Origin of the sequence: Duganella sp. HH101 (assembly GCF_001758795.1) — a bacterium.
In the GTDB taxonomy this organism is placed as follows: Bacteria; Pseudomonadota; Gammaproteobacteria; order Burkholderiales; family Burkholderiaceae_D; genus Rugamonas; species Rugamonas rivuli.
In genome coordinates this window covers 18,883-40,289 of the sequence record NZ_LRON01000026.1, presented here as the reverse complement: position 1 = coordinate 40,289, position 21,407 = coordinate 18,883, and the positions used below count along the sequence as shown (strand labels likewise).

At 63.0% G+C, this 21,407-nt stretch carries 23 protein-coding genes; 22 read left to right on the top strand and 1 reads right to left on the bottom strand.

From position 1 onward, the window contains the following. The first annotated feature begins 95 nt into the window (after window positions 1-95). The 15 genes from DUGA2_RS28120 (at window position 96) to DUGA2_RS28055 (ending at window position 15,730) form a co-directional block, all read left to right on the top strand. Window positions 96-2,882, top strand: coding sequence for a FimV/HubP family polar landmark protein (locus DUGA2_RS28120; RefSeq protein WP_083296513.1), 2,787 nt, complete (start codon window positions 96-98; stop codon window positions 2,880-2,882). A gap of 48 nt (window positions 2,883-2,930) precedes the next feature. After that, on the top strand, window positions 2,931-3,734 hold the full coding sequence (gene truA / locus DUGA2_RS28115; protein WP_070272691.1) for a tRNA pseudouridine(38-40) synthase TruA: 804 nt from the start codon (window positions 2,931-2,933) through the stop codon (window positions 3,732-3,734). Between the two features lie 8 nt (window positions 3,735-3,742). Continuing rightward, window positions 3,743-4,453, top strand: a complete 711-nt coding sequence (locus DUGA2_RS28110; RefSeq protein ID WP_070272690.1) for a phosphoribosylanthranilate isomerase — start codon at window positions 3,743-3,745, stop codon at window positions 4,451-4,453. Then, complete coding sequence (gene trpB / locus DUGA2_RS28105) at window positions 4,416-5,651, top strand: tryptophan synthase subunit beta (protein WP_070272689.1); 1,236 nt, start codon at window positions 4,416-4,418, stop codon at window positions 5,649-5,651. Before DUGA2_RS28110 ends, trpB begins: the two co-directional genes overlap by 38 nt. 10 nt (window positions 5,652-5,661) lie before the next feature. Next, window positions 5,662-6,459, top strand: a complete 798-nt coding sequence (gene trpA / locus DUGA2_RS28100; RefSeq protein WP_070272688.1) for a tryptophan synthase subunit alpha — start codon at window positions 5,662-5,664, stop codon at window positions 6,457-6,459. A 69-nt stretch (window positions 6,460-6,528) separates the two neighbouring features. After that, window positions 6,529-6,804: a BrnT family toxin gene (locus DUGA2_RS32965; protein WP_071658989.1), complete on the top strand. Its 276-nt coding sequence runs from the start codon at window positions 6,529-6,531 to the stop codon at window positions 6,802-6,804. Then, the gene (locus DUGA2_RS28095; protein ID WP_070357804.1) at window positions 6,734-7,072 is read left to right on the top strand and encodes a hypothetical protein; all 339 of its coding nucleotides are present in this window, start codon (window positions 6,734-6,736) and stop codon (window positions 7,070-7,072) included. The genes DUGA2_RS32965 and DUGA2_RS28095 overlap by 71 nt, the downstream gene beginning before the upstream one ends. Before the next feature lie 108 nt (window positions 7,073-7,180). After that, window positions 7,181-8,053, top strand: a complete 873-nt coding sequence (accD, locus tag DUGA2_RS28090; protein ID WP_070272686.1) for an acetyl-CoA carboxylase, carboxyltransferase subunit beta — start codon at window positions 7,181-7,183, stop codon at window positions 8,051-8,053. Window positions 8,054-8,235: 182 nt separating this feature from the next. Beyond that, entirely contained in the window at window positions 8,236-9,525 is a 1,290-nt protein-coding gene (gene folC / locus DUGA2_RS28085) for a bifunctional tetrahydrofolate synthase/dihydrofolate synthase (protein WP_070272685.1), read from the top strand. Between the two features lie 22 nt (window positions 9,526-9,547). Next, window positions 9,548-10,615, top strand: coding sequence for an SPOR domain-containing protein (locus DUGA2_RS28080; RefSeq protein ID WP_070272684.1), 1,068 nt, complete (start codon window positions 9,548-9,550; stop codon window positions 10,613-10,615). Between the two features lie 18 nt (window positions 10,616-10,633). Next, a complete protein-coding gene (locus tag DUGA2_RS28075; RefSeq protein WP_070272683.1) occupies window positions 10,634-11,122 on the top strand; it encodes a CvpA family protein in 489 nt (162 codons plus the stop codon). Between the two features lie 39 nt (window positions 11,123-11,161). Beyond that, window positions 11,162-12,685 carry an amidophosphoribosyltransferase gene (gene purF / locus DUGA2_RS28070; protein WP_070272682.1) on the top strand — a complete coding sequence of 508 codons (1,524 nt, stop codon included), beginning with the start codon at window positions 11,162-11,164 and terminating at the stop codon, window positions 12,683-12,685. A gap of 55 nt (window positions 12,686-12,740) precedes the next feature. Beyond that, entirely contained in the window at window positions 12,741-13,985 is a 1,245-nt protein-coding gene (locus DUGA2_RS28065) for a cystathionine gamma-synthase family protein (RefSeq protein ID WP_070272681.1), read from the top strand. A gap of 60 nt (window positions 13,986-14,045) precedes the next feature. Continuing rightward, the gene (locus DUGA2_RS28060) at window positions 14,046-14,540 is read left to right on the top strand and encodes a hypothetical protein (RefSeq protein WP_070272680.1); all 495 of its coding nucleotides are present in this window, start codon (window positions 14,046-14,048) and stop codon (window positions 14,538-14,540) included. A gap of 74 nt (window positions 14,541-14,614) precedes the next feature. Further along, entirely contained in the window at window positions 14,615-15,730 is a 1,116-nt protein-coding gene (locus tag DUGA2_RS28055; RefSeq protein ID WP_083296512.1) for a serine hydrolase, read from the top strand. A gap of 3 nt (window positions 15,731-15,733) precedes the next feature. Here the strand turns inward: DUGA2_RS28055 and lexA are convergent, their stop codons facing one another. Then, window positions 15,734-16,372, bottom strand: coding sequence for a transcriptional repressor LexA (gene lexA, locus DUGA2_RS28050; RefSeq protein ID WP_008450946.1), 639 nt, complete (start codon window positions 16,370-16,372; stop codon window positions 15,734-15,736). Window positions 16,373-16,662: 290 nt separating this feature from the next. Here lexA and rpsF point away from each other — a divergent pair, with 290 nt between their 5' ends. The 7 genes from rpsF (at window position 16,663) to DUGA2_RS28015 (ending at window position 21,392) form a co-directional block, all read left to right on the top strand. Further along, complete coding sequence (rpsF, locus tag DUGA2_RS28045) at window positions 16,663-17,049, top strand: 30S ribosomal protein S6 (protein ID WP_070272678.1); 387 nt, start codon at window positions 16,663-16,665, stop codon at window positions 17,047-17,049. 18 nt (window positions 17,050-17,067) lie between these two features. Continuing rightward, a complete protein-coding gene (gene priB / locus DUGA2_RS28040; RefSeq protein ID WP_043482237.1) occupies window positions 17,068-17,373 on the top strand; it encodes a primosomal replication protein N in 306 nt (101 codons plus the stop codon). 15 nt (window positions 17,374-17,388) lie between these two features. Beyond that, complete coding sequence (gene rpsR / locus DUGA2_RS28035) at window positions 17,389-17,679, top strand: 30S ribosomal protein S18 (protein WP_008450941.1); 291 nt, start codon at window positions 17,389-17,391, stop codon at window positions 17,677-17,679. 34 nt (window positions 17,680-17,713) lie between these two features. Further along, window positions 17,714-18,166 (top strand): 50S ribosomal protein L9, encoded by a 453-nt coding sequence (gene rplI, locus DUGA2_RS32960; protein ID WP_008450939.1) that lies wholly within the window; start codon window positions 17,714-17,716, stop codon window positions 18,164-18,166. A 121-nt stretch (window positions 18,167-18,287) separates the two neighbouring features. Beyond that, window positions 18,288-19,673 (top strand): replicative DNA helicase, encoded by a 1,386-nt coding sequence (locus tag DUGA2_RS28025; RefSeq protein WP_008450937.1) that lies wholly within the window; start codon window positions 18,288-18,290, stop codon window positions 19,671-19,673. A gap of 60 nt (window positions 19,674-19,733) precedes the next feature. After that, the gene (locus DUGA2_RS28020; protein ID WP_070272676.1) at window positions 19,734-20,360 is read left to right on the top strand and encodes a DUF47 domain-containing protein; all 627 of its coding nucleotides are present in this window, start codon (window positions 19,734-19,736) and stop codon (window positions 20,358-20,360) included. 21 nt (window positions 20,361-20,381) lie between these two features. Further along, the gene (locus DUGA2_RS28015; protein WP_008450933.1) at window positions 20,382-21,392 is read left to right on the top strand and encodes an inorganic phosphate transporter; all 1,011 of its coding nucleotides are present in this window, start codon (window positions 20,382-20,384) and stop codon (window positions 21,390-21,392) included. Window positions 21,393-21,407 lie beyond the last annotated feature (15 nt).

Genomic DNA, 21,407 nt, shown 5'->3' with positions numbered 1-21,407 from the left:
ACATCGTGCAAAGCTTGCATGCTCTGGAGCATGATGATATGTTGATATATCTGGGAAAGTAACATTTTCCCTCTGACAACCAGATGCCGCCCACTATGCACGTACCAACTCGCTCCAGCATTGTTTCCTTCGCGTTGAAGACGCTCACCGGGGCTGTCGCCAGTGCGGTCTTGGTGGCTTCGGCCAACGCAGCCGGGCTCGGCAAGCTGACCGTCCTGTCGTCGCTGGGGCAGCCGCTGCGGGCGGAGATCGAATTGACGGCCGTGTCCGCCGATGAAGCGGGCGCGCTGGTCGCCAAGCTGGCGCCGGCCGAAGCTTTCCGCACCGCCAACATCGATTTCAATCCAACCCTGCTGTCGCTGCGCTTCGAAGTCGAGCAGCGCAATGGCCGCCAGGTGATACGCGTAACGTCCACCCAGCCGGTCAACGAACCCTTCGTCGACATGCTGCTGGAGCTGAACTGGACCGGCGGCCGCATGGTCCGTGAATACACCTTCCTGCTGGACCCGGCCGACATGCGCGCGACGCAAGCGCCGCAAGTGGCGCCGCCGGTGGACTTGAACCGCAGCACCACGCCCGCTGCTGCGGCAACTGCGCCTGCCGCGTCCGCTCCGGCCGCCGCGTCGGTCGCACCGGCAGCACAGGGCACGCCGGCACCGGCGCGCCAGCCGGCCGCCAAGGCCGCCGTCAACGAATACACCGTCAAAGCCGGCGACAACCTGACCCGCATCGCCAACCAGGTCAAGCCGGTCGACGTGTCGCTGGACATGATGCTGGTGGCGCTGTACCGCGCCAATCCGGAAGCCTTCTCCGGCAATAATATGAACCGCCTGAAGTCGGGCCAGATCCTGGCCGTGCCGGATGCCGACACGATCCGCAACAGCGCGCCGGAAGGCGAGGCGCGCGGCGTGGTGGTGGCGCATGCGGCCGACTTCAACGCCTATCGCGCCAAGCTGGCGGGGCAGGTCGCCAACAGCACGCCGGCCAAGGAGCCGGATGCGACCCAGAACGTCTCGGGCAAGATCACCGCCAAGGTGGAAGAAAAGCCCAGCGCCGTCAACACCGCCAAGGACAAGCTGACGCTGTCGAAAGCCACCTCCAGCGCGCCGGTCGAAGGCAAGACCGGCCTGGCCGTGGAAGACAAGATCGCCCGCCAGAAGGAAATGGACGAGGCCGCCGCGCGCACCAAGGAACTGGAAAAGAACGTCCGCGATCTGGAAAACCTGATGTCGGTCAAGAACAAGGCCGGCGCGGAAAACGTCAAGCCGTCGGCTTCCGCCTCGGCGGCGGCTTCGATGCCGGCCTCGACTTCGGTCTCGGCCGAAGCGTCGGTACCGCCCAAGCCCAAGCGCACGCTGGTGATCCCGCCGAAAAAGCTGGAGCCTAGCCTGTTCGAAACGCTGATGGACAACCTGCAGTACGTGGGCCTGGCAGGCGCCGGTTTGCTGGCCGCCGCAGGCGCGTTCATCGCTTCGCGCCGCCGCAAGAAATTTGAAGTGCCGAAGGAGGAAACCAGCATCCTCGGCGATACCGCGATGCCGTCTCAGGTGCTGATCGCCGAGGCCGGCGGCCAGAGCGTCGACACCAACAACAGCGTCTTCAATTCCAACTTCGCGCCATCGGCCAGCCAGCTCGATACCAACGAGGTCGATCCGGTGGCGGAGGCGGACGTCTACATCGCCTACGGCCGCGACGCCCAGGCGGAGGAAATCCTGAAGGAAGCGCTGCGCAGCCATCCGGAACGCCACGCCGTCCGCCTGAAGCTGCTGGAAATCTACGTCACCCGCAAAGACCCGCGCTCGTTTGAAACCCAGGCTTCCGAGCTGTATGCGCTGACGCGCGGCCAGGGCGACGAGTGGGCGCAGGCCGCCGCCATGGGCCTGACGCTGGATCCGCACAATCCGCTGTATTCCGAAGGCGCCGCCGCATCCGCCGACGGCGACGGTTCCACCATGTTCGCCGCCGCGCCGGCCGCTGCCGCCGCCGGTGTAGCCGCTGGCGCCGCCGCCTTCAGCGCATCCGACTTCGCCAGCGATTTCGACGCTCCTGCACCGGCCCCGGTACCTGCCGCTGGCGGCCTGGACCTGGACCTGGGCTTCGACGCCCCGCCTGCCGCCGCCGACAACTCCATGGACTTCGGCAGCGACATGGACACCGCCTTGCCGCAAGCCGCCGACGCCTCCGTGTCGCCGGCCTCGGTGGCGGCGGAATCCGACAACCTGATGGACTTCGTCCTGGGCGGCCTGAGCTTCGAGCCGACCGCCGCCGCGCCTGCGCCAGCCCCGGCCGCCGAGCCGGAAGCGCTGCCGGAAGACGCCTTCAACCTGGCCTTCGACGCCCCGGCCCCGGCCGAGCCAGCCCCGGCACCCGCGCCTGTGGAAGACCTGGGCATGGACTTCGGCCTGGACCTGCCGGTCGAGGCCACCCCGGCGCCAGCCGCGTCCAGCCTGCCGTCCGCCAGCAGCGATCCGCTGGACCTGGACTTGATGAACTTTGACATACCCGAAGTGCCGGCCATGCCGGCACCGGCGCCTGCCGGCGAAGTGGATATCGACGACTTCGCGCTGCCCGAGGCGGAAGAGGTGGCTCCGGCGCCCGCCCCTGCGGCGCAGGAGTTCGACCTGTCCGGCATCGACCTCGACCTGGACACCGCACTGGGCGGCGCCGGCACGGCCGCCGCGTCCGACGCAGCGCCAGGCCATGTGCGCGACGACAACCTGTCGGCCCACCACATGGAAATGGACACCAAGCTGGACCTGGCGATCGCCTACCAGGAGATCGGCGACAAGGAAGGCGCGCGCGAACTGCTGGACGAAGTGCTGCGCGGCGGCAGCGACGACCAGATCGCCAAGGCCAACGCCATGCGCGCCCAATTGGGGTAAGGCGGCTCCGTATATAATGGCTGACTCAGACATTACATCGGGCAGCAATTGAAACGGATAGCAATCGGCGTCCAGTACGACGGAACCGCGTGGAACGGCTACCAGAAGCAGGCGGACGGCCACACGGTCCAGGACAAGCTGGAACAGGCGCTGGAGAAATTCGCCAGGGTGCCATTGGCCACCACCTGCGCCGGCCGCACCGACACCGGCGTGCACGCGCTGGAACAGGTGGTGCACTTCGACACCGAGCTGGTGCGCGACACCCATTCCTGGGTGCGCGGCGTCAACGCCTTCCTGCCGCCGTCGATCGCCGTGCGCTGGGCCAAGCAGCTCGACGGCGACCCGGGCGTCAACGACTTCTTCCACGCCCGCTTCAGCGCCCGCGCCCGCACCTATCACTACGTGCTGTACAACAATCCGACCCGCTCGCCGCTGCTGGAGGGGCGGGCCGGTTTCTGCTTCCGTCCGCTGGACGTGGAGCTGATGCGGCAAGCCATCCCGCCGTTGCTGGGCTGGCACGACTTCACCGCCTTCCGCGCCGCGCAGTGCCAGGCCAAGTCGCCGGTCAAGCTGATGCATGACATCCAGATCAAGCGCCATGGCGAACTGGTGGTGTTCACCATCACCGCCAACGCCTTCCTGCACCACATGGTGCGCAACCTGGTCGGCTCGCTGGTCTACATCGGTACCGGGCGCGAGCGGCCGGAATGGCTGGGCCAGCTGCTGGAAACCAAGGACCGCCACGCCGCCGCGCCGACCTTCATGCCGGACGGCCTCTACCTGGCGAAAATCGACTACGACCCCAAATGGGAATTGCCGCTGGAAACCACCAGCGCGCTGCCCTGGTTTTAAGGAATGCTATGCGTACCCGTATCAAGATCTGCGGGCTGACCCGCGTGGAAGATGTGCAAGCCGTGGTGGCTGCCGGCGCCGATGCGATCGGCTTCGTGTTCTACCCGAAGAGCCCGCGCTACGTCACGCCGGCGCAGGCCGCCGAACTGATGCGCGCCTTGCCGCCCTTCATTACCTGCACCGGCTTGTTCGTCAACGCCACGCCGGAAGAGGTGGCGGCCACCTGCAAGGTGGCGCCGATTTCGCTGATCCAGCTGCACGGCGATGAGACGGCGGCGCAGTCGGCCGCCATCGCTGCGGCGGCCGGGCGACAGTTCATGCGGGTGTTCCGCGTCAAACCTGACACACAGCCGTCCGATTTGCTAGAATACGAGCAGCTATGCCGCGCCGCCAGTCCCTTGTTCACCAGCCTGTTGCTGGATACCTATGTGGATGCCTATGGTGGCGCAGGAAAGGGTTTTGATTGGTCTCTCATTCCAAAAGATCTCGCGCCTCGGGTCGTTTTAAGTGGTGGCTTGAGCGTACACAACGCGACTGACGCGGTGGTACGTGTACGCCCCTACGCCGTCGACATCAGCAGTGGTGTCGAAGCGTCCAAGGGGATCAAGGATGCCCGCAAGATCGCCGACTTTGTCGCGGCGGTGCGGGCCGGAGATGCCATGAAAGAAAGCGAAGCCCATCATGATGAACACCCCACCAAAGCCGCTGTTCCACGCTAAAGACTACCACCTGCCCGATGCCAAGGGCCATTTCGGCCCCTACGGCGGCTCCTTCGTCGCCGAAACCCTGACCTACGCGCTTGCCGAGCTCAACGAAGCCTATGAGCGCTACAGCAAGGATCCCGATTTCCTCGACGAGTTCCGCTACGAGCTCAAGCACTTTGTCGGCCGGCCGTCGCCGATCTATCACGCCAAGCGCTGGTCCGAACTGGCCGGCGGCGCGCAGATCTACTTCAAGCGCGAAGACCTGAACCACACCGGCGCCCACAAGATCAACAACGTCATCGGCCAGGCCCTGCTGGCCAAGCGCATGGGCAAGCCGCGCATCATCGCCGAGACCGGCGCGGGCCAGCACGGCGTCGCCACGGCGACCATCTGCGCCCGCTTCGGCCTGGAGTGCGTGGTCTACATGGGCAGCGAGGACGTCAAGCGCCAGGCGCAGAACGTCTACCGCATGAAGCTGCTGGGCGCGACCGTGGTGCCGGTGGAGTCCGGCTCCAAGACCCTGAAGGACGCGCTCAACGAAGCGATGCGCGACTGGGTCACGAATATCGAAAACACCTTCTACATCATCGGCACCGTGGCTGGCCCGCATCCTTACCCGATGCTGGTGCGCGACTTCCAGTCGGTGATCGGCGAGGAATGCCTGGTGCAGATGCCGGAAATGACCGGCCGCCAGCCCGACTGCGTGGTCGCCTGCATCGGCGGCGGCTCCAACGCGATGGGCATCTTCTATCCGTACATCGACCAGAAACAGGTGCGCCTGATCGGTGTCGAGGCGGCGGGGGAGGGGCTGGACGGCGACAAGCACGCCGCTTCGCTGACCAAGGGCTATCCGGGCGTGTTGCACGGCAACCGCACCTATCTGCTGCAGGACCAGAACGGCCAGATCATCGAGACGCATTCGGTCTCGGCCGGTCTGGACTACCCGGGCGTGGGGCCGGAGCACGCTTACCTGAAGGATAGCGGCCGCGCCGAGTACGTATCGATCACGGACGAGGAAGCGCTGAAGGCCTTCCACGACTGCTGCCATATCGAAGGCATCATCCCGGCATTGGAATCGTCGCACGCGCTGGCGTACGCGGCCAAGCTGGCGGCGACCATGCCGAAAGATAAAATCATTTTGGCCAACCTGTCGGGCCGGGGCGACAAGGACATGCATACGGTTGCAGAACGTATGGGTTTGAACTTCAACTAAGGAAAACGACATGTCCAAAATCGCAGCAACTTTCAGCGCCCTGAAGGCGCACAACAAAACCGCGCTCGTCACCTTCATCACCGCCGGCGATCCGTCGCCGGAGTCGACCGTGCCGCTGATGCACGCCATGGTGGCCGGCGGCGCCGACATCCTGGAGCTCGGCGTGCCGTTCTCCGATCCGATGGCCGAAGGCCCGGTGATCCAGCGCGCCTGCGAGCGGGCGCTGGCCAACGGCGTCGGCATCCACGACGTGTTCGGCTACGTGGCGGAATTCCGCAAGACCAACCAGACCACGCCGGTGGTGCTGATGGGCTATGCCAATCCGATCGAGCGCATCGGCGCGGCGGCGTTCATCGCCAAATCGAAGGCGGTGGGTGCGGATGGCGCCATCGTGGTCGATTACCCGCCGGAAGAGTGCGAAGAGTTCGCGGCCGCCATGCGCGCCGCCGGGCTGGACCTGATCTTCCTGCTGGCGCCGACCTCGACCGAAGCGCGCATCGCGCAGGTGGCCAAGGTGGGTGGCGGTTTCAGCTACTACGTCTCGCTGAAGGGCGTGACGGGCGCCGGCAATATCGACACGGTGGAAGTGGCTGAGCGCTTGACGGCGATCCGCCGGCATGTGGAGTTGCCGATCGGCGTAGGCTTCGGCATCCGCGACGGCGCCACCGCGCGCGCCGTGGCCGAGGTGGCCGACGCGGTCGTCATCGGCAGCCGCATCATCCAGGAAATCGAAAGTGCCGGCAAAGACGGCGCCGTCGCCGCCGTACAAGCCTTCGTCACCAGCATCCGCACCGCCCTCGACGCCTGACCTCCCGCAAATCTCGACCGCTCACCTTGATACATAGTTAAGAACTGACTATGTTGAAGGGGAGCGGTCGTGCGCTTCGAATGGGATGCCCGCAAGGCCAAGGCTAACTTGCAAAAGCATCGCGTGAGTTTCGATGAGGCAGAATCGGTATTTCGGGATGGCCGCGCAAGGTCTTTCGCTGACATCGAACACTCGGACGATGAGGACAGGTTTATCAATATCGGTGTTAGTGATCGAGGTAGATTGTTGACGGTATGCTATTGTTTTCGCGGCAATGACGCCGTCCGAATTTTTTCTGCTCGCAAAGCCAATGCATTGGAAGTACGACTATATTTTTGGGAGTGAAGCCATGTGCGAGGACGAGATCGATGTTGCCAAGTGCGTTACGGTGCCGAACCCTTTCATCGAGCTGTTGACGCGTGAGCTGCCTCTGCGTTTGCCTAACGATACCATCAACTATTTTCAGAAAATCGGCGATGAATTTGGCTGGCCGGCGCATCGGATCATAGAGTTGTATTTGAGAAATATCGCCTGTGCCGGTTACAGAATTCCGCTGGATTTGCCCGTCTTGAATGCCGAACAAGCAAAGGAGTCAGTAGGTGATTCCCTCTAAAAACCCATCAATTCCATGACGAACCTTAAAAATTGTTGTACAGCAAAGTTCGACAGGGGGGCAAGAAACGGCTACACTTCGGCCACAAGTTAGCTGCAAGGAGAATTTATGAGTTGGTTGGAAAAACTGCTGCCCCCACGTATCCAGCGTTCCGACGCTGCCGCACGCAAGACCATGCCCGAGGGCCTGTGGGTCAAATGCCCGTCCTGCGAAGCCGTCCTGTACCGCACCGATCTGGAATCGAACCTGCACGTTTGCCCGAAATGCGACCATCACATGCGCATCCGCGCCCGTGAACGCCTCGACAGCCTGCTCGACGCCGGCGGCCGCTATGAAGTCGGCATGGACACCCTGCCAGTCGATACGCTGAAGTTCAAAGACAGCAAGAAATACCCCGACCGCCTCAAACAAGCCATGGAAGCCACCGGCGAGACCGATGCGCTGATCGTCATGGGCGGCGCCATCATGAGCCTGCCTTGCGTGGTGGCTTGCTTCGAATTCGAATTCATGGGCGGCTCCATGGGTTCCGTGGTCGGCGAGCGCTTCGTGCGCGGCGCGCAAGTGGCCCTGGAACAGAAAGTGCCGTTCATCTGCATCACCGCCACCGGCGGCGCCCGCATGCAAGAGGGCCTGCTGTCGCTGATGCAAATGGCGAAAACCACCGCCATGCTGACCAAGCTGTCCGACAAGAAGCTGCCGTTCATCAGCGTGCTGACTGACCCTACCATGGGCGGCGTGTCCGCCTCGTTCGCCTTCATGGGCGACGTCGTGATCGCCGAGCCGAAAGCGCTGATCGGCTTCGCCGGCCCGCGCGTGATCGAAAACACCGTGCGCGAGAAACTGCCGGAAGGCTTCCAGCGCGCCGAGTTCCTCGTCACCAAGGGCGCCGTCGACATGATCGTCGACCGCCGCAAGATGCGCGAAGAAATCGCCCGCCTGATGGCGTTGCTGCAAAATCAAGCGGTGGAAGTGCTGGCCTAAAGCGGTCGCTTCAAAAAGACCGCAGCGGCGTTGCGGTGTCTCGCCGTGCTAACGCACTGTCTTCGCCACCGCGCCTTGCTGCGCTCATTTTGAAGCAACCGCCAAGCGACTCCCTCACGCAACGGCGCGCAATCGGCTATCATGCCGGCCTGCGCGCCGTTTTTCATTTCTGAGCCATCATCATGTCGAACCTCCCAACTACTTTGCCCGCCTGGCTTGCGCTGCTTGAATCGCGCCATGCCGAAACCGTCATCAACATGGGCCTGGACCGCGTACTCGCGGTCAAGGAGCGTCTGCAGCTGAGTTTCAGCTGCCCCGTCATCATGGTGGCCGGCACCAACGGCAAGGGTTCGACCTGCGCCATGCTGGAATCGGTGCTGATGCGCGCCGGCTACAAGGTCGGCCTGTACATCAAGCCGCACTTCCTGGACTTTAACGAGCGCGCCCGCATCAACGGCGAGCTGGCCAGCGACGAAGTGCTGGTGGCCGCCTTCAACGCGGTCGAGGCGGTGCGCGGCGATACCCCGCTGACGTATTTCGAATTCACTACGCTGGCCATCATGCACCTGATCGCGGGTGCCGGCATGGATGTCGCGATCCTGGAAGTGGGCCTGGGCGGCCGCCTGGACGCGGTCAACATCGTCGATGCCGACGTCGCCATCGTCACCAGCGTCGACATCGACCATACCGACTACCTGGGCGATACCCGCGAGGCGATCGGCTTCGAGAAGGCCGGCATCTTCCGCGCCGGTAAAACCGCGATCTGCTCGGACCCGGTGCCGCCGCAGTCGCTGATCGACCACGCCAATGCCATTGGCGCCGACCTGTGGTTGATGGGCCGCGATTTCAATTATTCCGGCGACAAGCAGCAGTGGAACTACGGCGGCCGCTCGCAGCGCCGCAATTCGCTGGCTTATCCTAGCCTGCGCGGCGCCAATCAGATCCTCAACGCCTCGGCCGTGCTGGCCGCGCTGGAAGCGCTGAAGCTGGAGCTGCCGGTGGGCGCGCAGGAAGTGCGCACCGGCCTGGTGACGGTGGAACTGCCGGGCCGTTTCCAGGTGCTGCCTGGCCGCCCGACCGTGATCCTGGACGTGGCGCACAATCCGCACGCGGCCTCGGCGCTGAACCAGAACCTCGGCAACATGGGCTTCCACCCCTACACCTACGCCGTGTTCGGCTCCATGCACGACAAGGATATCGACGGCGTGATCGCCGCCATGTCCGAGCACGTGGACCACTGGTGCCTGGCCACGCTGCCGTCGCCGCGCTCCGCCAGCGCCTCGGAACTGGCTGCCAAGGTGCAGATCGTGCAGGAAGAAAAAGCCGAGCGCACCATCAATATCTTCGACGATCCGGCTGCCGCGTATGCAAATGCGATCAGCCGAGCCGGGGAGAATGATAGAATTGTGGTCTTTGGATCTTTCCTCACGGTCGCCGGCGTCATGGCGGCGCGAAAATCCGCATTTCATTGAACGCACAGGACTGAAATCACGCATGGGCTTGTTCTCGAAACTCGGTAAAAACAAGCAAGAGTCGGCTGGTCAGGACAGCGGCTATTACACCAGCGCAGATGACCAGGACGCGACGGAGCGCGCACGCTCCAAGCGCGCCTCGTCGGCGGATGGTTCCGCCAAATCCCGCCGCAGCAAAGACCGCGAAGCGGACGACCCGGTGTTGCCGGAAAAGAAACGCGCACGCCGCCGCCTGGTCGGCGCGATCGCGCTGGCGCTGGGCGTCGCCATCGGCCTGCCGATGGTGCTCGATTCCGAACCCAAGCCGCTGTCGTCCGATATCGAAATCAAAATCCCCGCCAAGGACAAGCCGGCCGAAGCCGCGCCTGCCGCCGCACCGGTAGCCCAGAGCGCCGCGCTGGACAGCAGGGAAGAAATCGTCGAGGACGTCAAACCGGCCAAACCGGCCGCCGCCGCGCCGGCAGCCGCGCTGGCCGCCGCCGCGCCGGCCACGCCGCCGGCCGTCGCGCCCGTCAAGGTCGACACCACCAAGGCTGACGCCCTCAAGCGTGAAGCCGAGCTGAAGGCCGAAGCCAGGCTCAAGGCCGAGGCCAAGGCGGAAGCCATCGCCAAAAACAAGGCCGATAACGAAGCCAAATCCCGCCAGGACGCCGACTACAAGGCTGAAATCGAACGCAAGCAAGCCGAGGTGAAAGCCGAAGCCAAGGCCAAGGCCGACGCCAAGGAAACCGAACGCAAGCTGGCCGAAGCCAAGGCCGCCAAGCAGGCCGACAGCGCCAAGCCGGCCGCCACCTCGGAAGACGCGCGCGCGCTGGCCATCCTGGAAGGCAAGGCCGCCGCCAAGCCTGCCGCCGCCGCCGAAACGGGCCAGAAATTCGTCCTGCAAGTGGCCGCGCTGAGCGACCAGGGCAAGGTGGACGAGCTGCGCGACAAGCTCAAGAAAGCCGGCATCAGCTCCTTCACGCAGAAGACGCCGTCCGGCGACATCACCCGCGTGCGCGTGGGGCCGTTCACCAACAAGGACGAAGCCGAGAAAGTGCGGGCCAAGCTGACCGCGATGGGCCTGAGCGGCCGTCTCGAAACCGTTTGATCCAGCAGGCTGCCCGACGTGACGATCTTTGATTACCTGGTGATGTTTGTATTGGTCGCGTCGGTCATCATCAGCATGATGCGCGGCTTGGTGAAGGAAGTGTTGTCGTTGGCAAGCTGGGTGGTGGCCTTCGTGGTCGCCAACGCCTACGCCGCCGCGCTGGCGCAGATGCTGCCGCCGGTGGTGCCGGGCGAGGTGCTGCGCCTGATCCTTGCCTTTATCGCACTGTTTATCGGTGTGCGGATTTTGATGGGCCTGCTGTCCATGGCGCTGGGCGCCTTGCTCGATGCCGGCGGCCTCAGCATCGTCGACCGCGCGCTGGGCATGGTGTTCGGCTTCGGCCGCGGCCTGGTCATTGTGCTGGCCGGTGTCATCCTGTGCGGGATGACGTCGATACCGCAACAAGCATTCTGGAAGGATGCGCTATTGAGTCCGCTCGCGGAGACCGGAGCGCATACGGTGAAAGCCTTTCTTCCCGCTGCCATGGCGCAGCATGTGAATTTTTGAATTCTTTAAATCTGTAGCACCAAGTCCAGGAGCAACATCATGTGTGGCATCGTCGGCGTCGTATCCCATCAACCTGTCAATCAACTGCTGTATGACGCATTGCTGCTGCTGCAGCACCGCGGCCAGGATGCGGCAGGTATCGCGACCAATCACAGCAGCATGTTCGCCATGCACAAGGCCAACGGCCTCGTTCGTGACGTTTTCCGTACCCGTAACATGCGTACGCTGCAAGGCAATTCCGGCATCGGTCACTGCCGCTATCCAACCGCCGGCTCGTCGAGCGAGGAAGAGGCGCAGCCGTTCTACGTCAACGCGCCGTTCGGCATCACGCTGGCGCACAACGGCAACCTGACCAACTGGGAACAGCTCAAGAAAGAAATGTTCCAGAACGACCGCCGCCACATCAACACCGATTCCGATTCGGAAGTGTTGCTGAACGTGCTGGCCCACGAGATCCAGAAAGCCACCACCGGCATCTCGATCGACGCCGACACCATCTTCGAAGCCGTGACCGTGCTGCATCGCCGCGTGCGCGGCGGCTACGCCGCCGTGGCGCAGATCGCCGGCGTCGGCCTGCTGGCCTTCCGCGATCCGTTCGGCATCCGTCCGCTGTGCCTGGGCATCAATGAAACCGAGCAGGGCGCCGAGTACCTGATCGCTTCCGAGTCCGTGGCGCTGGAAGGCATGGGCTTCCGCTTCGTGCGCGACATCGCGCCGGGCGAGGCCGTCTTCATCGACGCCGACAAGCAGCTGCACTCGCGCCAGTGCGCGGACAATCCGTCGCTGAACCCTTGCGTGTTTGAGTTCGTCTACCTGGCGCGTCCGGATTCCGTCATCGACGGCGCTTCCGTCTACGCCACCCGCCTGAAAATGGGCGAGTACCTGGCCGAGAAGATCAAGCGCGAATTCAAGGATGGCGAGATCGACGTCGTCATGCCGATTCCGGATTCGTCGCGTCCCGCCGCGATCCAGCTGGCGCTGGCGCTGAACGTGGAATACCGCGAAGGCTTCATCAAGAACCGCTACATCGGCCGTACCTTCATCATGCCGGGCCAGGCTGCGCGCAAGAAGTCGGTGCGCCAGAAGCTGAACGCCATCGCTTCCGAGTTCAAGGACAAGGTCGTGCTGCTGGTGGATGACTCCATCGTGCGCGGCACCACCAGCCGCGAGATCGTGCAGATGGCGCGCGAAGCCGGCGCCAAGAAGGTGATCTTCGCTTCGGCGGCGCCGCCGGTGATCTTCCCCAACGTGTACGGCATCGACATGCCTACCCGCGACGAGCTGATCGCCTACGGCCGCAGCACCGAGGAAGTCTGCCGCGAGATCACCGCCGATCACCTGGTGTACCAGGACATCGACGCGTTGAAGCGCGCCATCTCCGACGTCAATCCGGCGCTGAAGAACTTCGAGGCTTCGTGCTTCGACGGCGTCTACGTCACCGGCGACATCTCCAAGGACTACCTGGACAAGCTGGAATACGCGCGCCACCATCCGAAGGCCGCCGGCCCCGAAGATGCGGGCCGCTCGCAACTGAATCTGAATCTCGCGACCGCCGAAGGCTGATGTCGCGCCCGGTGCGGATCACTCCGCACCGGGCTTTTTTTTTGACTGCTTGAATATGAACGACAAGAAAAACTACGGCTTCACCACCACCATCCTGCACAACGATCGCCAGAAGGGCATCGAGCACGGTTCGCTGCACAAGCCCATCCACACCTCGGTCGCCTTCGGCTACGCCGACGCGCGCCAGCTGGCCTCGGTATTCCAGGGCAAGGAGCCGGGCTTCCGCTACGGCCGCCAGGGCAATCCGACCATCTCCGCGCTGGAAGACAAGGTCAACAAGATGGAGCAGGGCGTCGGCACGATCTGCTTCGCCACCGGCATGGGCGCGATCGGCGCCGTGTTCCAGTCGCTGCTGCGCGCGGGCGATCACGTGGTGTCGTCGTCGTTCTTGTTCGGTAACACCAACAGCCTGTGGCAGACCACCATGGCGCAGGGCGTGGGCGTGTCGTTTGTCGACGCCACCGATGTCGCCAACGTCGCCGCCGCCATCACCGAGCAGACCCGCGTGGTGTTCGTCGAAACCATTGCCAACCCGCGCACGCAAGTGGCGGATTTGAAGCGCATCGGCGAGCTGTGCCAGCAACGCGGCATCCTCTACATCGTCGACAACACCATGACCACGCCTTACCTGTTCCGTCCGAAGTCGGTCGGCGCCGGGCTGGTGGTCAACGCGCTGACCAAGTCGATCGGCGGCCACGGCAACGCGCTGGGCGGCAGCCTGACCGATACCGGCGCCTACGACTGGACCCGCTTCCCCAACATCTACGAGAACTACAAGAAAGCCGCGCCGCTGCAATGGGGCCTGGCGCAGATCCGCGCCAAGGGCTTGCGCGACTTCGGTTCCTCGCTGGCGCCGGAAGCGGCCCACCACATCGCCGTCGGCGCCGAGACGCTGGCGCTGCGCATGGAACGCACCAGCGCCAATGCGCTGGCGCTGGCCAGGTTGCTGGAATCGGACGAGCGCGTGGCGGCCGTCTACTACCCTGGCCTGGCCTCGCACCCGCAGCACGCGATCTCCAGCGAACTGTTCCGCAGCTTCGGCTCGCTGCTGAGCTTTGAGCTGAAGGACGGCATCGATTGCTTCGATTTCCTGAACCGCCTGAAGCTGGCGATCCCGGCCTCCAACCTGGGCGATACGCGCACGCTGATCATCCCGGTGGCGCACACCATCTTCTTCGAGATGGGCGCCGAGCGTCGCGCTTCGATGGGCATCGCCGAATCGCTGATACGGGTGTCGGTGGGCATCGAGGATACCGACGATCTGTTGGATGATTTCACCTGCGCGCTGGAAGCTTGCTGATCCCTGTCGCCGGTTGTGATAATCTAAGCTTTCAATTTTACTAAGCACGGGGGAGGCGTCATGAGAGCAGCATGGGTTCTGGCTTTGACCGTGCTGTCGAGTAACGCCCTTGCCGAAGAGCCGACGCGCCGCCTGGCCCGGCAAGCCGAGATCGAGTACTACACCAGCCACTACGACGGCGCCGATATTGCCCTGGCCCGCTTCGAATGCCAGCCGCCCTACATTCCGATGCGCCCGGCCACGGCCGGCCGCGCAGCGGTGGCGCAGACGCTGGCCGCGTGGCGCGCCTGCTACGACAGGTTCCTTGCCAACTACAACGCTGCGCTACCGGTCGGCAAGAGCATCCCCGCCGATCTGGCCGACCTGATGACCGACGATGAGATGAGCGCCGCGCAAACGCTGATGAGCCAGGTGTTCGTCCAGGTGGCCGACGACGCCAAGCGTCAGGCCGACGCGGTCACGGTGGCGGAGGCCGCGTGGGAAGGCCGGCGCGGCGACATCGCCTTGAGCGCGCGCGAGCTGCCGCACCTGCCGGTAACGGCCGGCAAGCGCTGAGCAGCCGCCGTTTGGCAGGAATTGACGCAATATTGTCTGTCCGTCGCCGCTGGAAGTTTGCTAGTCTGCGCGGCATGACTACCCCATTCCCCCTGAAGCACATGCTCGCCCTGCTTGGCGGCGCGCTGCTGGCCGCCGCCGCGCAAGCGGCCCCGGCCAGCGACGCCGAGTTGCTCGCCATGATGAAAACCCGCGTCGATGTCGACCACGCCGGCACCGGCATGGTGATCGGCATCATCGACGCCAAGGGTAGCCATGTGCTGGCCTACGGCAGCCTGAGCGAGGGCGGGGCGCCTGTCGATGCGGATTCGGTCTACGAGATCGGCTCCATCACCAAGGTGTTCACCGCCACGATCCTGAGCGACATGGCTCTGCGCGGCGAAGTGAACCTGGCCGATCCGGTGGCGCGCTACCTGCCGGCTGCAGCGGCGCCGCCGGCTTTCGGCGGAAGGCAGATCACGCTGGCGGACCTGTCGTCGCAGGTGTCCGGCATCCCAAGCATTCCTTCCAACCTGGCGCCCAAGGATGACGACAATCCCTTCGCCGATTACACGGCGCCGCAGCTGTACGAATTTGTGCACGGCTTTACGCCTGCGCGCGCGGCGGGCGAACGTTACGAATATTCGAATGCCGGCGTCGGCCTGTTGGGCCATGCGCTGGCGCTGCGCGCCGGCGTCGATTACGAAGCCCTGGTGCGCCAGCGCATCACCGGCGCGCTGGGCATGAGCAGCACGGCCGTCGCGCTGACGCCCGCCATGCGCCGGCATCTGGCCATCGGCTACGGCATGCCGGGCGTGGTCGCGGTCAACTGGGACATGCCGGTGCTGGCGGGCATGGGCGCGCTGCGCTCGTCGACGGCGGACATGCTGAAGTTTGTCGGGGCCAATATGGGATTGCTGAAGACGCCGCTATACGGCGCGATGCAGGCGGCGCATCGGCCGCGTCATGCGATCGAGGGCAGGGAGGGCGCGTCGGTGGCGCTGGGGTGGCATGTGCTGGAGCAGCACGGTTCGCACATCGTCTGGCATAACGGCGGCACGGGCGGCTACCGTACGTATATCGGCTTCGACACCGGCACGCAGCGGGGCGTGGTGCTGATGTCGAATTCGCACATGGGCTCGGACGATATCGCCAGGCGGGCGCTGAACAGCGCCTTCCCGCTTATCGTGCCGAAGCCTATGGCTATGTAAGGCTTAGTGCCAGCTGCGCATCAGGCCGACCGCCAGGCCTTCCAGCGCGAACTCGTCCGCTTCAGGATCGACCTTGATGATCTTGAAGTCCGGGTTTTCCGGCAGCAGCTCCACGGTGGAGCCGGTCTTCCTGTAGCGCTTGACCGTGACGTCGTTGCCGATGCGGGCCACGACGATCTGGCCATTCTTGGCGCTGTCCACTTTCTTCACGGCCAGCAGGTCGCCGTCCATGATGCCGGCGTCGCGCATCGACTCGCCGCGCACCTTGAGCAGGTAGTCCGGGCGGGAGGAGAACATGGCCGGGTCGACGCTGTAGCTGGTTTCCAGGTTTTCCTGCGCCAGGATGGGCGAGCCGGCGGCCACGCGGCCGATCAGCGGCAGCGACATCATCAGCGACACCGGTACTTTCGGCGTGGCCGGTTCGGCGTGCACGCCCAGCAGGCGGATGCCGCGCGAGGTGCCGGCGGCGATCTCGATCGCGCCCTTGCGCGCCAGCGCCTGCAGATGCTCCTCGGCCGCGTTGGCGGATTTGAAGCCCAGTTCGTTGGCGATCTCGGCGCGGGTCGGCGGGAAGCCGGTGTTCTCGATGGCATCCTTGATCAGATTGAGAATTTGTTCCTGTCTTGCGGTGAGCTTGATCATAGAGTGCTTTGGGCCTGTGTATATAGACAGTCTGTATTTTTGTACAGTGTGAAGCGAAATGCAAGGGAATTTGTTGCTTTGCGCGAAATAAATTCATGGTGGGGTCAAGTCTGACATTTGGACACGACCTCGACCGTAGCGACGCACTACGGTCGAGGTCGTGTCCAAATGTCAGACTTGACCCCGGATTGTTTTTTGCCGGAAAAGCTGATATAGTCGCGGGCTTACCTCTTCCCACACCTGTCTTGACGCCAGGGTGGGCTATATTCACAGTCCTTAAGGGAGTTTGTATGCGTCACTATGAAATAGTATTTATCGTCCACCCGGACCAGAGCGAGCAAGTGCCCGCCATGATCGAGCGTTACAAGACCTCGGTTACTACCCGCGGCGGCGCCGTGCACCGTGTTGAAGATTGGGGTCGTCGTCAGATGGCTTACTCGATCCAGAAACTGGCTAAAGCACACTACATCTGCATGAACATCGAATGCGACAACGAGACCCTGGTCGAGCTGGAAACCGCCTTCAAATTCAATGATGCCGTGCTGCGTCACCTGACCGTCAAGATGAAGAAAGCGGAAACCGCTCCTTCGCCGATGATGAAGTCGGTACAACGTGAAGATGCAGCGAAATCGCATCGCACCGAAGCTCCAGCAGTTGCTGCTGCTCCTGCGGCCTAATTGTTGTCAGGAACCGAGCTGAACCAGCTCCAGTTTATTGCCCTCATCGCCGAACGGGACGCCTTGCGCTACACCCCGGCCGGCATGCCGATCGTCAATGCTGTACTCCAGCACCGGTCGCAGCAGATGGAGGCAGGCATTGCCCGATTGAGCGAGTTTGAAATTTCCGCGGTTGCCGCGGGCGAGATTTCAGGCCGCTTCAGTCAGGCGCCACTGGCCGGCATGTATCAGTTCACCGGGTTCCTGAACAAGAAGAATCGCAATAGCAAAAGCCTGGTGTTTCACATCATTGATTTTAGTGCTGTCCCAGACAGCTCAATTTAGATACAGGAGCCTAAAATGGCATTCGGTAAAAAGTTCGACAAAAACAAGCTCAAGCTGAAAGAAAAGCGCAAGCAACAAAATCCACTGTTCAAGCGTAAGAAGTTCTGCCGCTTCACCGCAGCAAACGTTGAACAGGTTGACTACAAAGACGTCGACACCCTGAAAGACTTCGTCCAGGAAAACGGCAAAATCATGCCAGCACGTCTGACCGGTACCAAAGCGCACTACCAGCGCCAAGTTGACACCGCAATCAAGCGCGCTCGCTACCTCGCGCTGCTGCCTTACACCGATCTGCACCACGCTTAATCGCGTCGTCTAGATAAGATCCTGGAGAAGAACTATGCAAATCATTCTGTTAGAAAAAGTCGTCAACCTGGGCAACCTGGGTGAAGTCGTTAAAGTTAAAGACGGTTACGCACGTAACTTCCTGATTCCGCAAAAAATGGCCCGCCGCGCTACCGCGTCCGCCGTTGCTGAATTCGAAGTCAAGCGCGCTGAACTGGAAAAAGCTGCTGCTGAAAAGCTGGCCGCTGCCCAAGCCCAAGGCGAGAAACTGAACGGCATGACCGTGAACGTTTCGCAAAAAGCTGGTGTTGACGGCCGTCTGTTCGGCTCCGTCACCAACTTCGACATCGCTGAAGCCCTGACCAAAGCTGGTTTCGCTGTTGAAAAAGCTGCTGTGCGCATGCCTACCGGTCCTCTGAAGACCGTTGGCGAGCACCCAGTCAGCGTTGCTCTGCACACCGACGTGGTGGTGGAAGTGACCGTTGCTGTCGTAGGCGAAGCCGCCTAATATCAGACCGGACGGCAACGTCTGGTCGGTATAGCAACACATTGAAAAAGCCGGGCTTGCCCGGCTTTTTTCTCGTCATAAATTTGTAATACGGCTCAAGCAAGCAGGTATAATTCGCGCCATGAACGCCCCCTCCGATCCGCAAGTAGATTCACTCCGCGTCCCGCCGCATTCCATCGAAGCAGAACAGTCCGTCATCGGCGGCCTGCTGCGCGATAATGCGGCGTTCGACCGCATTGCGGACATGATGAACCCCGAGGACTTCTACCGCTACGACCACCGCATCATCTTCGAGCAGATCGTCAAGATGATCAACGGTTCGCGTCCGGCCGACGTCATCACCGTGTTTGAAACCCTGTCCCAGCTGGGCAAGGCGGAGGACGTGGGCGGCCTGACCTACCTGAACGCGATGGCGCAAAACACGCCATCGGCCGCCAACATCCGCCGCTATGCCGAGATCGTCCGCGATCGTTCCATCCTGCGCCAGCTGATCACGGTCGCCGACGAAATCTCCGGCCAGGCCTTCAGCCCGCAGGGCAAGGAAGTCAAGCAGATGCTGGACGAGGCGGAATCGAAGATCTTCGCCATCGCCGAGCAGGGCGCCCGCGGCGCCGCCGGCTGGATACCGGTGCAGCCGCTGCTGACCCAGGTGGTCGAGCGCATCGACGAGCTGTACTCGCGCGAAAGCCAGTCCGAGATCACCGGCGTGCCGACCGGCTGGATCGACCTCGACCGCATGACTTCCGGCCTGCAGCCGGGCGACATGGTGGTCGTCGCCGGCCGTCCGTCGATGGGCAAGACCGCGTTCTCGATGAACATCGCCGAGAACGTCGCGGTCGAAGAGGGCCTGCCGGTCGCCGTGTTCTCGATGGAGATGGGCGGCGTGCAGCTGGCCATGCGTATGCTGGGCTCGGTCGGCCAGCTGGACCAGCACCGCCTGCGTACCGGTAAGCTGAACGACGAGGATTGGCCGCGCCTGACGCACGCCATCCAGAAAATGAACGACGCCCAGGTCTATATCGACGAGACCCCGGCGCTGAACCCGATCGAAATGCGCGCCCGCGCGCGCCGCCTGTCGCGCCAATGCGGCAAGCTGGGCCTGATCGTGGTCGACTACTTGCAGCTGATGACAGGCTCGACCCAGGGCGACAACCGCGCCTCGGAGATCTCGGAAATCTCGCGCTCGCTCAAGGGCCTGGCCAAAGAGTTGCAGTGCCCGGTGATCGCGCTGTCGCAGCTGAACCGCTCTCTGGAGCAACGCCCCAATAAACGTCCCGTCATGTCCGACTTGCGCGAATCCGGCGCTATCGAGCAGGACGCGGACGTCATCATCTTCTTGTATCGCGACGAGGTCTACAATCCGGACTCGCCCGATAAGGGAACGGCCGAGATCATCATCGGTAAGCAGCGTAACGGCCCGATCGGCTCGGTGCGCCTGACCTGGATCGGCCAATACACGAAGTTTGGCAACTACGCCGGTAATCTGGCGCTGTACCAAGGCGACTAATCTTTACGCCGTCCCGTACCCGGGGGCGGCGATCTGCAGTACACATTTACGGAGAATAAAATGTTTGGACGTTTGATGCCCACCGAGGGCAAATTTTTTGACCTGTTTAACCAGCACGCCGACCTGTGCGTCAAAGGTGCAAAAGAGATGCTGGGCCTGATGTCCAATTTCGACGATCTGGAAAACCGCGTGCACGCCATCGAATCGATCGAGAAGCAAGCCGACAAGATCACCTACGCCACCGTCGACCTGCTGCACAAGACCTTCATCACGCCGATCGACCGCGACGACATCCACAAGCTGATCACCCGCATGGATGACATCCTCGACCTGCTGGAAGACGCCGGCCAGACCGTGTCGCTGTACGACCTGCACTCGGTGACGCCGGAAGCCAAGCGCCTGGCCGAACTGGTGCTGGCCTGCACCGAGAAGGTCCAGCAAGCCGTGGCCCTGCTGCACAATATGGACAACTCGCGCCAGATCGTCGCCATCTGCGAAGAGATCGACCGCCTGGAATCGGACGCCGACCACGTGATGCGCGCCGCCATGTCCAAGCTGTTCCGCGACGAACCGGACGTGCGCAACCTGATCAAGATGAAAGCCATCTACGAAATCCTGGAAACCGTGACCGACCGTTGCGAAGATGTGGCCAACATCATCGAAGGCATCATCGTCGAAAACGCATAACTACAAAAAGAATCGTCCAATATGCATACCCTACAAATCAGCATCTACGTGCTGGTCCTGCTGATCGGCCTGGCGCTGGTGTTCGACTTCATGAACGGCTTCCACGACGCCGCCAATGCGATCGCCACCGTCGTCTCGACCGGCGTGCTCAAGCCGCAGACGGCCGTCGCCATGGCCGCGCTGTTCAACTTCATCGCCATCTTCGTGGTCGGCCTGCACGTGGCGTCCACGGTGGGCAAGGGCACCATCGATGCCGGCGTCGTCGATCAATACGTGATCTTCGGCGCGCTGGTCGGCGCCATCGTGTGGAACCTGTTCACCTGGTACTACGGCATTCCTTCGTCGTCCTCGCACGCGCTGATCGGCGGCCTGGTCGGCGCCGCGGTGGCCAAGTCCGGCACCAGCGCCCTGATGGGCGACGGCCTGCTGAAGACCGTCAAGTGGATCATCATTTCGCCGCTGATGGGCTTTGTGTTCGGCTCCATCATCATGCTGATCGTGTCCTGGCTGTTCGTGCGCTCGACGCCGCGCCGGGTCGACAAGTGGTTCCGCCGCCTGCAACTGGTGTCGGCCGCTTCGTACAGCCTGGGCCACGGCGGCAATGATGCGCAAAAAACCATCGGCATCATCTGGATGCTGCTGATCGCCGTCGGCCAGGTGCCGGTGGACGCGTCGGCGCCGCCGCTGTGGGTGGTGATCTCGTGCTACGGCGCGATCTCGTTCGGCACCCTGTTCGGCGGCTGGCGCATCGTCAAGACCATGGGCCAGAAGATCACCAAGCTCAAACCGGTGGGCGGCTTCTGCGCCGAAACCGGCGGCGCCATGACCTTGCTGATCGCTTCGCACTTCGGCGTGCCGGTCTCGACCACGCACACCATCACCGGCGCCATCGTCGGCGTGGGTTCGTCGCAGAAGATGTCGGCCGTGCGCTGGGGCGTGGCGGGCAACATCGTCTGGGCCTGGGTCTTCACGATACCGGCTTCGGCGTTTGTCGCCGCGCTGGCGTTCTGGGTCGGACACCACATCATGTAAAACAAAAGGGAGCCT

Excerpts from the sequence above, each read along its gene's own strand:
- DUGA2_RS28120 (WP_083296513.1), top strand. The coding sequence starts at position 96 with ATGCACGTACCAACTCGCTCCAGCATTGTTTCCTTCGCGTTGAAGACG.
- DUGA2_RS28110 (WP_070272690.1), top strand. The coding sequence starts at position 3,743 with ATGCGTACCCGTATCAAGATCTGCGGGCTGACCCGCGTGGAAGATGTG.
- trpB (WP_070272689.1), top strand. The coding sequence starts at position 4,416 with ATGATGAACACCCCACCAAAGCCGCTGTTCCACGCTAAAGACTACCAC.
- trpA (WP_070272688.1), top strand. The coding sequence starts at position 5,662 with ATGTCCAAAATCGCAGCAACTTTCAGCGCCCTGAAGGCGCACAACAAA.
- DUGA2_RS28095 (WP_070357804.1), top strand. The coding sequence starts at position 6,734 with ATGACGCCGTCCGAATTTTTTCTGCTCGCAAAGCCAATGCATTGGAAG.
- accD (WP_070272686.1), top strand. The coding sequence starts at position 7,181 with ATGAGTTGGTTGGAAAAACTGCTGCCCCCACGTATCCAGCGTTCCGAC.
- folC (WP_070272685.1), top strand. The coding sequence starts at position 8,236 with ATGTCGAACCTCCCAACTACTTTGCCCGCCTGGCTTGCGCTGCTTGAA.
- DUGA2_RS28080 (WP_070272684.1), top strand. The coding sequence starts at position 9,548 with ATGGGCTTGTTCTCGAAACTCGGTAAAAACAAGCAAGAGTCGGCTGGT.
- purF (WP_070272682.1), top strand. The coding sequence starts at position 11,162 with ATGTGTGGCATCGTCGGCGTCGTATCCCATCAACCTGTCAATCAACTG.
- DUGA2_RS28065 (WP_070272681.1), top strand. The coding sequence starts at position 12,741 with ATGAACGACAAGAAAAACTACGGCTTCACCACCACCATCCTGCACAAC.
- DUGA2_RS28060 (WP_070272680.1), top strand. The coding sequence starts at position 14,046 with ATGAGAGCAGCATGGGTTCTGGCTTTGACCGTGCTGTCGAGTAACGCC.
- DUGA2_RS28055 (WP_083296512.1), top strand. The coding sequence starts at position 14,615 with ATGACTACCCCATTCCCCCTGAAGCACATGCTCGCCCTGCTTGGCGGC.
- lexA (WP_008450946.1), bottom strand. The coding sequence starts at position 16,372 with ATGATCAAGCTCACCGCAAGACAGGAACAAATTCTCAATCTGATCAAG.
- rpsF (WP_070272678.1), top strand. The coding sequence starts at position 16,663 with ATGCGTCACTATGAAATAGTATTTATCGTCCACCCGGACCAGAGCGAG.
- rpsR (WP_008450941.1), top strand. The coding sequence starts at position 17,389 with ATGGCATTCGGTAAAAAGTTCGACAAAAACAAGCTCAAGCTGAAAGAA.
- rplI (WP_008450939.1), top strand. The coding sequence starts at position 17,714 with ATGCAAATCATTCTGTTAGAAAAAGTCGTCAACCTGGGCAACCTGGGT.
- DUGA2_RS28025 (WP_008450937.1), top strand. The coding sequence starts at position 18,288 with ATGAACGCCCCCTCCGATCCGCAAGTAGATTCACTCCGCGTCCCGCCG.
- DUGA2_RS28020 (WP_070272676.1), top strand. The coding sequence starts at position 19,734 with ATGTTTGGACGTTTGATGCCCACCGAGGGCAAATTTTTTGACCTGTTT.
- DUGA2_RS28015 (WP_008450933.1), top strand. The coding sequence starts at position 20,382 with ATGCATACCCTACAAATCAGCATCTACGTGCTGGTCCTGCTGATCGGC.